Source organism: Sphingomonas sp., from assembly GCF_019635455.1.
Classification (GTDB): Bacteria; Pseudomonadota; Alphaproteobacteria; order Sphingomonadales; family Sphingomonadaceae; genus Sphingomonas.
Window position 1 is genome coordinate 39615 of the sequence record NZ_JAHBZJ010000009.1, and the last position, 12588, is coordinate 52202.

Genomic DNA, 12588 nt, shown 5'->3' on the forward strand with positions numbered 1-12588 from the left:
TCCGCTGCACGCGCGAACATCGTGCGATGAGTGACGCGCATGCCGATGTGAAGGTGGGAAATGGCGGAGTCACGCTGGCTGCGCGCCCGGAGGCGTTGCGCCTCGATCCGGCGGAGACCGCCGTCGTGGTGATCGACATGCAGAACGCCTATGCCTCGCCCGGCGGCTATGTCGATCAGGCCGGGTTTGATATCTCCGGGGCGGCGGGAACGATCGGCAGGATCGGCCAGGTTCTGGAAACCGCGCGCCGTGCGGGGGTTCAGGTCGTCTATCTCCAGAATGGCTGGGATCCCGATTATGTCGAGGCGGGCGGCCCGGGGTCGCCGAACTGGCACAAATCCAATGCGCTCAAGACGATGCGGCGGCGGCCGGAATTGCAGGGCAAGCTGCTGGCGCGCGGCGGATGGGACTATGCGCTGGTCGAGGCGCTGAAACCGCAGCCGGGCGATATCAGCCTGCACAAGACGCGCTATTCCGCCTTCTTCAACTCGCAACTGGACAGCGTGTTGCGCGCACGCGGCATCCGCACCATCGTGTTTGTCGGGATCGCCACCAACGTCTGTGTCGAGAGCACGCTGCGCGACGGGTTTCACCTCGAATATTTCGGCGTGATGCTGGAGGACGCGACCCACCATCTCGGCCCGCCGGTGATGCAGCAGGCGAGCGTCTACAATGTCGAGAAATTCTTTGGCTGGGTCAGCACCGTCGCGGATTTCTGCGGCGCGTTCGGCCAGCTTCCCCAGGAGTAGCCCCATGCCGTTCGAACCGATCAATCCGCCGCAATTTCCCACGCCCATCGCGCCCTATTCGGCGGGGACGAAGGCGGGGAACACCGTCTATGTCTCCGGCGTGCTGGCGCTGGGCGAGGGCGGAACGGTGCTGCACGTCGGCGACGCGGCGGCGCAGACGCGGCATGTGCTGGACGTCATCAGGACGACGCTGGAGGCGGCCGGCGCGCGCCTGGAGGACGTGGCGATGAACCACATCTTCCTAAAGGATTTCGCCGATTACGCGGCGTTCAACGCGGTCTATGCCGAGTATTTCCCGGGCGCGAAGCCCGCGCGCTATTGCATCAAGGCGGAGCTGGTGAAGCCGGACTGCCTGGTCGAGATCGCCTCGGTCGCGCATATCGGCTGATGGCGGAGGCGGGGGGCCTCTATTACGAACTGCACGGACCGCAGGACGGGCCGCCGCTGATCCTGTCGTCGGGGCTGGGCGGCTCGGCCAGCTATTGGGCGCCGAACCTGGCGGCGCTGGCCGAGCGGCACCGGGTGCTGGTGTACGACCACCGTGGCACCGGGCGCAGCGACCGGGCGCTGCCCGATGTTGTGACCGTCGACGACTTCGCCGACGACATGCTCATGCTGATGGATGCGCTCGGCTGGGCGCGAGCGAGCGTCGTCGGCCATGCGGCGGGCGGCGTCGCGGGACTGGCGCTGGGGATGAAGGCGACCGAGCGGCTCGAAAAGCTGGTCGTGGTCAACGGCTGGGCGAGCCCCGATCCCCATTTTCTGCGCTGCTTCGAAGCGCGGCTGAACCTGCTGCGGCATTCGGGGGTCGAGGCATTCCTGCGTGCGCAGCCGATCTTCCTGTATCCCGCCGCGTGGATCAGCGCCAACACGGCGGCGCTCGACGCCGAGCTGCCGCATCAGATCGCCGGCTTTCCCGGTGTCGAGAATATGGAGAAGCGGATAGCCGCGCTGGCTGCCTTCGACGTGCGGGGCGAACTCTACGACAAATTCGTGCCTACGCTCGTGCTGATCGCGGAGGACGACATGCTTGTCCCGTCATCCGCCGGCAGCCGCCTTTATCGCGAGCTGAATGGCTATTGGCTCGAGACCATGCAGAAAGGCGGACACGCGTGCAACGTGACGCGCCCGGACTTCTTCAATGAAATCGTCCTCAAATTCCTCGGGAGCTAAAGCCATGCAAGTCGGCGTCTTCGTACCCATCAACAACAATGGCTGGCTGATCAGCGAGAACGCGCCGCAGTACATGCCGTCGTTCGACCTCAACAAACAGATCGCGCAGAGCGCCGAAAAGCACGGGCTCGATTTCCTGCTGTCGATGATCAAGCTGCGCGGGTTCGGGGGGAAGACGCAGTTCTGGGAATATGGGCTGGAGAGCTTCACGCTGATGGCTGGGCTCGCCGCGGTGACCGAGAAGATCAAGATCTATGCGACCTGCCCGACGCTGATCATCCCGCCTGCCTTTGCCGCGCGGATGTGCAACACGATCGACAGCATCAGCCATGGGCGGTTCGGCCTGAACCTCATCACCGGGTGGCAGCCGCCCGAATATACCCAGATGGGGATGTGGCCGGGCGACGAGCATTTCCGCAATCGATACAAGATGCTGGACGAATATGCCCATATCCTGCGCGAACTGTGGGAAACCGGGCGCAGCGACTTCAAGGGCGATTATTACACGATGGACGATTGCCTGGTGCGGCCGCAGCCGTCGGGCGACATGAAGATCATCTGTGCCGGGTCGTCGGACGACGGCCTCGCCTTTTCGGCAAAGTGGGCGGACTATGCCTTCTGCCTGGGCAAGGGCGTGAACACGCCGACCGCCTTTGCCTTCAACAACGAGCGGCTGGCGGCCGCGACCGCCAAGACCGGGCGCGCGGTATCGGTGTTCGTGCTGGTGATGGTGATCGCCGCCGAGACCGACGAGGAAGCGTTCGCCAAGTGGAAGAGCTATAATGACGGCGTCGATATCGACGCGATCGCCTGGCTCGCCGAACAGGGCGCGAAGGACAAGGTGAACAAGGACACCAATGTCCGCCAACTCGCCGCGCCCGAGGGGGCGGTGAACATCAACATGGGGACGCTGGTAGGCAGCTACGAAAGCGTAGCGCGGATGCTGGACGAGATGGCGGAGGTGCCGAACACCGGCGGCGTGCTGTTGACCTTCGACGATTTCGTCGAGGGGGTCGAGGCGTTCGGCACCCGGATTCAGCCGCTCATGAAGTCGCGTCGGAGCTAGTCGGCGCGGGCAGGAAGCGCGGATTGCGCAGCAGCACCGCAGCGATCAGCGCGACGAGCAGCCCGATCGGGAGAATCTCGCTGAGCGTGATGAGGACTCGCATGACCGGGTTCGCGTACATCGCCTGCATGTCGGCCATCTGCGCCCGCAATGCGGCGAGTTCGGCGGCGCTGGCGCCCGCCGCTTCCCGCTCCGCGATCATGTGCGCGGCGAATTTGGCGATATAGTCGCCGCCATGCACCGCCATCGCCGCTTCCCAGGCGACGACGTAAAAGGCGCTGCCGATCAGCGCGATCGCCACGCCCATGCCAAAGGCGGGAAGGAAGCGGATCGCGCCGCCGCGATCATGGTCGCGATATCGCTTGATCCCCGCGAAGATCGTCGTGAAGGCGATCAGCATGATGAGATAGCCGATCGCCATGCCCATCGCGCCGCTCGGCGCATATTCGGCAAGGACGGTGCCGATCAGAAAGAGCGGGATGCCGACGACGATGCCGGCGATGATGCCATAGGTAAGGATGGTGCGGAACATGATGTTTCCCCCTGAGTTCGCAAGCGCCCGGTTCAGCGCGTTTCGCGGCCCCGCACAATCGCCCGAACGGGTGATTGCGGGGCGATAACCGGTTTTTCCTAGCGCAGCAGACCGAGTGCGCGTGCGCGCGCGATGGCATCCGTGCGGCGGCGGGCGTCCAGCTTTTGAAACAGGCGCGCGACATGCGTCTTGACGGTATTGGGTGAAACCGAAAGGCGTCGCGCGATCTCCTTGTTCGAATAGCCTGCGGCGAGTTCAGCGAGGACCGCCATCTCGCGCGCGCTGATCCCCAGCGATTCCTGCGCGGCCGGATTGCCGGGGGGACGCGGGCGCAGCGGCGCGCCGAACATTCGTGCGCCGGCGAACAGCCCGATCGCCAGAAACGCGACCGCGACGATCAGCAGATACAGGTCGATCGAGTGGGTGCGCGCAATCCAGCGATAATCGAGCCACTCAAGCAGCCCAGCGCCGGCGGCGAGCGCCACGCCGCAGAGAAATACCTGCCGCCACCACCGGATATCGGGCCAGCCCCGCCGTGCCATCCGGCGACCATCGCGCAGCGGGTGCGCGCGCGCAACTAGAACAACTCGCCCTGCGCGCCGGCCGGGGGACGAAACAGGTCCCGGCGCAGCGGGATATAGTCATTGTCCAGACCGTAACGGCGTGCGGCGATCCGAAACCGCGTGCGCAGCAGTTCGGCCCAGGGTCCCTGACCCTTCATCCGCGTGTGGAAATCGGGATCGTTGTCGCGGCCGCCGCGGATCGACCGGATCGTCGCCATCACCTTGCCCGCCCGGTCGGGGAAATGCGCGTCGAGCCAGGCGCGGAACAGGGGAGCGACCTCATGCGGCAGGCGCACCGGCAGGAAGAAACAGCCGCGCGCCCCGGCCCGGGCCGCGCGCTCCATAATGTGTTCGATCTCATGGTCGGTGATCGCGGGAATGACCGGGGACAGCGAGACATAGACCGGGACGCCCGCATCGCGCAGCCGGGCGACGGCGACGAGGCGGCGTTCGGGATGGGGCGCGCGGGGTTCGAGGGTCGCGGCGACCTTCGGGTCGAGCGAGGTGACCGAAATCATCACCGCCGCAAGTCCCTGTTCCGCCATCGGTGCCAGCAGGTCGATGTCGCGGGTGACGCGATCCGATTTGGTGGTGATGGTGAGCGGATGGCGACATTGCGCGAGCACCTCGATACAGCCGCGCGTGATCCGCCATTCGCGCTCGATCGGCTGATAGGGATCGGTATTGGTGCCGAACGCGATCGGCTGGCACGCATAGCCGCGTTTGCCGAGTGCCGCGCGGAGCAGGGCAGGCGCATCCGGCTTCGCAAAGAGGCGCGTCTCGAAATCGAGGCCCGGCGACAGATCGTGATAGGCATGGCTGGGCCGCGCGAAACAGTAGATGCAGCCATGCTCACAGCCACGATACGGGTTCACCGAGCGGTCGAAGGCGATGTCGGGTGACTGGTTGCGGGTAAGGATCGTTCTGGGCGTTTCGACGGTAACCGTCGTGCGGACCGGCGCCTCCGCGCCGTCGATCCCCGTGCGGTCGTCCAGCCAGTCCCCATCCGCTTCACGCGTGTTGAGATTGAAGCGCGTCGATTCCCGGTTGAGGGTCGCGCCCCGAATGGGCCGGGTTTTCGCCATGCCCCATCATGCGCGCACGATTGGGAACATTACAAGAACAAAATCCCTCAGCGCTCGTGAAGGCGGGGCATCAGCTCGACGAAATTGCAGGGCCGGTGGCGGATGTCGAGCTGGGTCGAGAGGATGTCGTCCCAGCCATCCTTCACCGCGCCCGTGGAACCGGGCAGCGCGAAGATGTAGGTGCCGCGCGCGACGCAGGCGGTGGCGCGGCTCTGGATCGTCGAGGTGCCGATCTTCGCATAGCTGAGCCAGCGGAACAGTTCGCCAAATCCGGGGATCATCTTGTCCGCGACGCGTTCCAGCGCCTCGGGCGTGACGTCGCGGCCGGTGACGCCGGTGCCGCCGGTGGTGATGACGCAATCGATCCGGGGATCATCGATCCACGCATGCAGTTTGCCGACGATCAGATCGGGGTCGTCCGGCACCATCGCGCGATCGGCGAGTTCGTGGCCCGCCGCCGTCAGTCGATCGACCAGCGTATCGCCGGAGCGATCGTCGGCATGGGTGCGCGTGTCGGAAACGGTCAGGACGGCGATCCGCACCGGGCGGAACGCGGCATCCGCGTCAATTGGCACTGCGGACGAGGCCGGGGCCGCCACTGGCCGAGGCGGTCATGCGCACCGCGTCCGCGCCGGCGGTGCCGGGGACCTTTGGCCACAGGCCCTGGCTGAGCGCCGCACGGCTGCTGCTGTCGCGGCCGGCATTCTTTTCGTACATCCAGTAATTGCGCAGCACCGTCATCACATAGCCCCGGGTTTCCCAATAGGGCAGCGATTCGATGTAGAGGAGCGGGTCGCCATTATCGCGCACCTGCACGTTCCAGTTCGAAACCGGGGTGGGACCGGCATTATAGGCCGCGATCACCTTTGGCAGCAGGCCGCCGGTGAACGGCTGGTCGCGCAGCTGTTCGATATAGGACTGGCCGACCTCCATATTGGTCGAGGGGCGCGACAGATCCTTGCGATCGATGGTGATGCCGCGCTTGCGCCCGATATCGGTGGCGGCGGCGGGCATCACCTGCATCAGCCCGTAGGCGCCCGCCGGGCTGGTGATGCGCGGATCGAATTTCGATTCCTGAAGCGCGTGGGCATAGACGAGCGCCTTGTCCACGCGCCATCCGCCATCGGGCGTCCAGTCCGGCGCGGGATAGCGTGCTTCGTTCAGCGGGCTTGCCCCCTGCGGGCAATTATGGGTCATCCACAGCTGCACGGCGGGCAGGCCAAGCCGGCCGGCGAGCCGGGTGAGCGAGGCATGTTCGCGGGCGTCGCCGATCTTCGCCTGCTGCTTGATGACGTCGGAGGCCAGTCCCTCCTCGCCGATCTCGACCAGCGCAGCGGCGACGCGGACATTGGGGCGCCGCTCCAGCATCTTCCAGTCGGCGGCGACGAATTTCTCGCTGCGGCTCGGGGTTTCCTGCATGCCCAGCGCCTGACGGGCGAGCAGACCATAAAAGGTCTCGCCATGCTGCGCGGCCGACTTCAGCCGCCCGCTCACCAGGTCGGGGCGGCCACAGGCCAGGTCCGCGCGCGCCGCCCAGTACAGGCCGGCGGTCCGCTTTTCGGTATCGGTCGCGCGCTGGGCGACCGCGGTGAAGGCGGTCTGTGCCGCCGCGCAATCCTTCTGTCGCCAGGCGGCGAGGCCCTGAACCCAGTCGGCAAGGGGGGCGAAGTCGCCCGACCCGGTCTGTGCGATGGCGGCAACGCGGCGCGCATCGGCATCGCGCCCGACCGTGTAATACATCCACGCGACGCGCTGGCGCCATTCGGTTGCGGTATCGGGATCCAGCTGGGGTGTGGCGGCTTCGACCAGCGCTTCGGCGCCGGTGGCATCGTCGGCCTTGATCAGCGGGGCCATCGCGCTTGCCAGCTGTGCGGCGGCGGCGTCCGAAGCGGCGGAACGATAGCGTTTGCGGATCGGCGCGCCATCATACCAGATCATGCGCTGGGCGGCCGGGAGGGACGGCAGTTCGGTCGCGCCGCGCAGTTTCGCGAGCCGGGCCAGCTGATCCGCCTGTGGCAGCTCCGGCGCCTCGCCCAGCAGCGCGAGCAATTGCGGCAATTCGACCCGGGGCGACCCCTTGGCCAGATAAAGCTCGGCCCTGGCGGTCGGATGCAGCAGGCCCGGACGCATCGAATCGAGGCCGATCTGGGCGTCGGCCCACCGCCCCTCGCGGATCGCGGCGAAGATCGCGCGATAGGCGTCGCGCTCGCTGCGGTCGAGCTGTGCGGGAATGCCGTCGTTCGCCTCGCGCTGGGCGAAGCGGTCGGTGCTCCGGTCGTCGCTTGCATGGGCGAGCGCGGGAAGCGCCAGAGCGATTGCGGCCAACAGGATACGCGGTTTCACGAGCTTTGCCCCCCGATCAGCAACTGCAAGTCTTTCCAGACGTCGGCCTTTTGCGCCGGCCTCCCCAGAAGGAGGCGTGGCGGATAGGTCGCGACCGTCGCCGATTTTCCGCCTTGATAGTTAATCGACTCTAAACGGCCACGCCATGCCGGGGAGTCGGTCCCGAGAAAGGCACGGCTCACCGACTGACCCAGAATGAGAAGGCGTTCCGGACCGGTGAGCGCGACGTGGTGGCGGGCCAGTTCCGCCAGCCGCGCATGCGCCTCACGCGGACTTTGTCCCGTGATCGGGCGCGCCGCGCAAAAGGGCGCGAGGTAGATCGAGTCGCGATCATGACCGATCGCGGCGAGGATCCGGTCGAACAGTCGGCCCGCCGCGCCGGTCAGCAGCGTGTCGCGATCGTCCGCCTCCGGCAGTTCGATGAGGACCATCAGCGATGCGGCCGGGTCGCCCTGGGGCGTGAATATCGGCTCTCCCCATACCGCTTCGGGCGCGGCGGTGCCGAACCGCCAGTCGATGAACGCCTCAAGCGTCGCGGGAAGCGGCACATCTTCCGGCTCGGCGAGCGGGGCGGGCGTTTCGGTCCGTGCCGCGCCGGACGGGATTTCGCGCGCGGTCCAGTCACGCGGCAGGTCGTCGATCAGCATATCGACACCGGCGTCGCGCCACCATTCAAGTGCGCTCGCCGCTTCCGCCCGCCAGTCGATAACCCCCGCCATACCCATGATTGGCATAGAGTCATGCCTTGACGCCACCGTCAATCTGCCTTCATCGGGGGAGGGACAGGACGCGCTGCGCATGCGGTGACATGCGCGACAGGTGTCCCGAGGGGAGACAGAGAGTGAGCGAACGCGAGTCGATGCCCTATGACGTCGTGATCGTCGGCGCGGGGCCTGCCGGCCTGTCCGCGGCGATCCGGCTGAAGCAACTGGCTGCCGAAGCCGGGAGCGAGGTCGGCGTCTGTATCCTGGAAAAGGGGTCGGAAGTGGGCGCCCACATCCTGTCGGGCGCGGTGATCGATCCCAGGGCGCTGGACGAACTGCTGCCCGACTGGCGCGACCAGGGTTGCCCGCTCGCGCAGGTGCCGGTGACCGACAACCAGCACTGGATGCTGTCGAAGACCGGCAAGTGGAGCGTGCCGCATCTCCTCACGCCGGGCTTCATGCACAACAAGGGAACCTATACCGGCAGCCTGGGCAGCCTGTGCCGCTGGCTGGCCGAGCAGGCCGAGGCGCTGGGCGTCGAGATTTTCCCGGGCTTTGCCGCGGCGGAAATCCTCTACCATGACGACGGGTCGGTGAAAGGCGTCGCGACGGGCGACATGGGCGTGGCGCGCGATGGCGAGCACAAGCCCGATTATCAGCCCGGGTTGGAGCTTCACGCCCGCTACACGCTGTTCGGGGAGGGGTGCCGCGGGCATCTGTCGAAGCAGATCCAGCGCGAGTTCAACCTGCGCGACGGGGTTGAGCCGCAAATCTATGGCATCGGCGTGAAGGAATTGTGGGACATCGATCCGGACCTGCACGAGCCGGGCCGGGTGATCCACACCCAGGGTTGGCCGCTCAACGAGACCGAGGGATCGAATGGCGGCGGCTTCCTGTATCACCAGGCCAATGGGCAGGTGGCGCTCGGCTTTGTCACCTGGCTCAACTATTCCAACCCCTATCTCTCGCCGTTTCAGGAGATGCAGCGGTGGAAGACGCATCCCGCGATCGCCGAAATCCTGAAGGGCGGCAAGCGCGTCTCTTATGGTGCGCGTGCGATCAGCGACGGGGGATTGCAGTCGATCCCCAAGCTGGTGTTCCCCGGCGGCGCCCTGATCGGCGACAGCGCGGGATTTTTGAACGTGCCGCGGATCAAGGGAACGCACACGTCGATGAAAAGCGGCATGCTCGCCGCCGAAGCGGCGTTCGCGGCCGTCGCGGCGGATCGCAGCGGCGATGAACTGACCGCCTATCCCGAGGCGTTCGAGGCGAGCTGGATGCACCGGGAGTTGAGCGTCGTGCGCAACGTGGTGCCGCTGGTGAAGAAATTCGGCGACCTGATCGGCTCCGGCCTCGCCAATGTCACCATGTTCCTGGAAAGCTGGGGCGTGAAAATGCCCTTCACCATGGGGCATAAGCCCGACCATGAGAGCCTGTGGCGCAAGGATCTGGTGCAGCCGATCGCATATCCAAAGCCTGACGGGGTGCTGATGTTCGATCGCCTCTCCTCGGTGTTCCTGTCGAATACCAATCATGAGGAGGATCAGCCGATCCACCTGACGCTCAGGGACCCCGATATCCCGGTCGATTATGATCTGCCAATGTATGACGAGCCGGCGCAGCGTTATTGTCCGGCGGGCGTTTACGAGATCGTCGGCGAGGATGAGGGCGCACCCCGCTTCGTCATCAACGCGCAGAATTGCGTCCATTGCAAGACGTGCGACATCAAGGATCCGACCCAGAACATCAACTGGGTCGTGCCCGAAGGCGGTGGAGGGCCGAACTATCCCAATATGTAGGCCGTTTCTGATCCCGCTCGCACTGGCGGCGGCATTTGCGCCATGCGCGGCGATGGCCGATGCCCGCGATTATGTACGCGCGCGCGCTGCGGCTGCGAACGGTGAGGTGGCGGCGGCGGCGGTCGGCTATGGCGCGGTGCTGGCGCAGGCGCCTGACGACGCGGTGGTCGCGATCCGCGCCTATCGCAACGCCCTGGCGGCGGGCGACATGGCGCTGGCGCGGCAGGCGGCGGCGATATTGGTGCGTGCCGATGCGGCGCCGGCGGACGTCGCGCTTCTCCAACTCGCCGATGCGGTCCGGACGAAGGATCGTGCCGGGGCGGACGACGCGCTCGGCCGGATCGGCCCTGGTCCGCTCGACTTTCTGGCGCCGGTGCTGCGCGCCTGGGTCACGCTGGATCGCGGCGGCGATCCGCTGCCGCTGCTCGACAGCGCGGCGCCGAACCCGTTGGGCCGCCATTATGTCGCCGAGCATCGCGCGCTGCTGCTGATCGCGATGGGGCGGATCGATGAGGGGGTGGCGGCGCTTCGGCTGGCGGTGGCGGCCGAGCCGGGTAGCATCGACCTGCGCTGGAACGCGGCGAACCTGCTCGCTGGAAAAGGGAAGAAGGGGATCGCGCTGGCCGTGCTGGCGGGCGACGATCCGGTGATGACGGGGCTGCGCGCGCGGCTGGGGCGGGGCGTGAAGCCGGGGGCCGCGTTCGGGATCGGCCGCGCCTTCACCCGCCTGGCGTCGGACCTGTCGGGCGAGCGGACCTATCCGCTGTCGATATTGCTGACCCGTGCGGCGCTCTCGCTCGATCCCCGGGACGATCGCGCCCGGCTGCTGCTTGCCGAGGCGCTGGTCGGCGATGAGGCGTTCGCACAGGCGCGCGAGACGCTGGATGCGGTGCCGAAGGGCAGCCCCTTCTACGACGCGGCGCTGGGCGAGCGGGTCGAGTTGCGGCGCACGCGCGGCGATGTCGAAGGCGCGATCGCGCTGGCCGCGTCGCTGGCCGACGCGCGCGATGCACGTGACATCGACGTTCAGCGATACGCCGACCTGCTCGCGAACGAGGGGCGCGAGGCGGAGGCGGCGCGCGTCTATGCGCGCCTGGTCGAGCGTGCGGACGGGAAAGCGGGGTGGTCGCTGCTGCTGCAACTGGGCGGCGCGCTCGAACGGTCGGGCAGGTGGGACGCGGCGCTACCCCATCTGCGCCGGGCGGTCGAACTGGCGCCAGAGCAGCCGCTCGCTCTCAACTATCTGGGATATGCGCTGGTCGAACGGGGCGAAAGCCTGGATGAGGCCACCGCGCTCCTCGAACGCGCGCGCAGCCTGCGGCCCGACAGCGCGGCGATCACCGATTCGCTGGGCTGGGCCTATTTCATGCAGCGCGACTATGCGAAGGCACTCCCGCTGCTGGAAAAGGCCGCCGAAGCGGAACCCGCAAGCGCCAATATCAACGAGCATCTGGGCGACGTCTATTGGGCGATGGGCCGCCGGTACGAGGCCCGCTACGCCTGGCGCGCGGCGGCCATCTATGCCGATGGCGGGCAAAAGGCGCGGATCACGGCCAAGATGCTCGATGGCCCGGTACAGAGGACGGCGGCAAACTGACCTTCAGCGAACCGGCACCGGCGAAACTGAACCTGGCGCTGCACGTGCGGCGGCGGCGGGCGGACGGCTATCACGAACTGGAGACGCTGTTCGCCTTCGTTACCGAAGGGGACGTGGTCACGCTCGATCCGTCGGGAGCGGGGTTCGCCGTAACCGGTCCGTTCGCCCCGGGCCTCTCGCACGAACCCGACAATCTGGTCACCCGCGCGCGAACGCGGTTCGACGCGGCGTTCGAAGTGGCGACGCGGGGCGGGATCGTCCTCGACAAGCGACTGCCCGTTGCCTCGGGCCTGGGGGGTGGGTCCGCCGATGCGGCCGCGACGCTGCGCCTGCTCGCGCGGATCAACGGGATCGGGCCGGATGCGCCGCGCCTGTTTGAGATTGCCGAGTCGCTGGGGTCCGATGTGCCGGCCTGTCTGCTTGGCCGCACCGCGCGCGGAAGCGGGCGCGGAGAGGTGCTCGTACCCGTCCAGGGTGGCGCGGGGATGCCCGTCCTGCTGGTCAATCCGGGCGTCGGCGTATCGACGGCCGCGGTATTTGCGCGATGGGACGGGATCGATCGGGGACCGTTGATGGCGGGGGATCCGGTCGGGGCCGCGCTGGCCGGGCGCAACGACCTCGAACCGGCGGCACGGGCGATCGCGCCGGTGATTTCGGAGGTGCTGGCGATGCTGGGCGCGATGCCGGGCGTGCGGCTCGCGCGGATGTCCGGATCGGGCGCGACCTGCTTTGCCCTGTTCGACGCGACCGATGCCCGGACGCGTGCGGCGCGGCAGGTGAAGGAGGCGCATCCGGGCTGGTGGTGTCTCGAAACGGTGCTGTCGTGACAGCCGGGTGTGCCATGCCGGGACGGAGTGCCGCGTGTGCAGCCCCGTCCGGGAGGGGCGGGCGAACTGGCCCCGTTCTTGCTGCCCTGTCGCTGCGGGCCGGGCGCCGGGAGCGTGACGTCCGTGGATGGCCCCCGCCTTCGGGCGGGC

Annotated in this window: 13 protein-coding genes; 7 read left to right on the forward strand and 6 right to left on the reverse strand. The window is 67.3% G+C overall.

The window, feature by feature from the left end:
* The first annotated feature begins 26 nt into the window (after nt 1–26).
* From rutB to rutA, 4 genes are read left to right on the forward strand one after another with little or no spacing between them, the layout of a single operon-like run.
* Nucleotides 27–749: a pyrimidine utilization protein B gene (rutB, locus tag KF783_RS11600; protein WP_294079486.1), complete on the forward strand. Its 723-nt coding sequence runs from the start codon at nt 27–29 to the stop codon at nt 747–749.
* A 4-nt stretch (nt 750–753) separates the two neighbouring features.
* Nucleotides 754–1137: a pyrimidine utilization protein C gene (gene rutC, locus KF783_RS11605; protein WP_294079488.1), complete on the forward strand. Its 384-nt coding sequence runs from the start codon at nt 754–756 to the stop codon at nt 1135–1137.
* The gene (gene rutD / locus KF783_RS11610) at nt 1137–1922 is read left to right on the forward strand and encodes a pyrimidine utilization protein D (RefSeq protein ID WP_294079490.1); all 786 of its coding nucleotides are present in this window, start codon (nt 1137–1139) and stop codon (nt 1920–1922) included. The genes rutC and rutD overlap by 1 nt, the downstream gene beginning before the upstream one ends.
* Before the next feature lie 4 nt (nt 1923–1926).
* Entirely contained in the window at nt 1927–2988 is a 1062-nt protein-coding gene (rutA, locus tag KF783_RS11615; RefSeq protein ID WP_294079492.1) for a pyrimidine utilization protein A, read from the forward strand.
* On the opposite strand, the gene KF783_RS11620 is transcribed toward rutA, so the two are convergent.
* The 6 genes from KF783_RS11620 to KF783_RS11645 form a co-directional block, all read right to left on the reverse strand.
* Complete coding sequence (locus tag KF783_RS11620; protein WP_294079494.1) at nt 2966–3520, reverse strand: DUF4199 domain-containing protein; 555 nt, start codon at nt 3518–3520, stop codon at nt 2966–2968. The genes rutA and KF783_RS11620 overlap by 23 nt on opposite strands.
* Before the next feature lie 98 nt (nt 3521–3618).
* Complete coding sequence (locus tag KF783_RS11625) at nt 3619–4062, reverse strand: response regulator transcription factor (protein WP_294079496.1); 444 nt, start codon at nt 4060–4062, stop codon at nt 3619–3621.
* Between the two features lie 35 nt (nt 4063–4097).
* Nucleotides 4098–5168, reverse strand: coding sequence for a PA0069 family radical SAM protein (locus tag KF783_RS11630; RefSeq protein WP_294079498.1), 1071 nt, complete (start codon nt 5166–5168; stop codon nt 4098–4100).
* A gap of 47 nt (nt 5169–5215) precedes the next feature.
* Nucleotides 5216–5743 (reverse strand): molybdenum cofactor biosynthesis protein B, encoded by a 528-nt coding sequence (gene moaB / locus KF783_RS11635; protein ID WP_294079500.1) that lies wholly within the window; start codon nt 5741–5743, stop codon nt 5216–5218.
* Nucleotides 5733–7511 (reverse strand): lytic transglycosylase domain-containing protein, encoded by a 1779-nt coding sequence (locus KF783_RS11640; protein WP_294079503.1) that lies wholly within the window; start codon nt 7509–7511, stop codon nt 5733–5735. The genes moaB and KF783_RS11640 overlap by 11 nt, the downstream gene beginning before the upstream one ends.
* Nucleotides 7508–8236, reverse strand: coding sequence for a uracil-DNA glycosylase family protein (locus KF783_RS11645; RefSeq protein ID WP_294079505.1), 729 nt, complete (start codon nt 8234–8236; stop codon nt 7508–7510). The genes KF783_RS11640 and KF783_RS11645 overlap by 4 nt, the downstream gene beginning before the upstream one ends.
* Before the next feature lie 116 nt (nt 8237–8352).
* On the opposite strand from KF783_RS11645, the gene KF783_RS11650 reads away from it, so the two are divergent.
* The 3 genes from KF783_RS11650 to KF783_RS11660 are packed head-to-tail and all read left to right on the forward strand — an operon-like array spanning nt 8353 to nt 12438.
* Nucleotides 8353–10014, forward strand: a complete 1662-nt coding sequence (locus KF783_RS11650; RefSeq protein ID WP_294079507.1) for an electron transfer flavoprotein-ubiquinone oxidoreductase — start codon at nt 8353–8355, stop codon at nt 10012–10014.
* A 52-nt stretch (nt 10015–10066) separates the two neighbouring features.
* Entirely contained in the window at nt 10067–11611 is a 1545-nt protein-coding gene (locus KF783_RS11655; protein WP_294079509.1) for a tetratricopeptide repeat protein, read from the forward strand.
* Nucleotides 11608–12438 (forward strand): 4-(cytidine 5'-diphospho)-2-C-methyl-D-erythritol kinase, encoded by an 831-nt coding sequence (locus KF783_RS11660; RefSeq protein ID WP_294079753.1) that lies wholly within the window; start codon nt 11608–11610, stop codon nt 12436–12438. Before KF783_RS11655 ends, KF783_RS11660 begins: the two co-directional genes overlap by 4 nt.
* Nucleotides 12439–12588 lie beyond the last annotated feature (150 nt).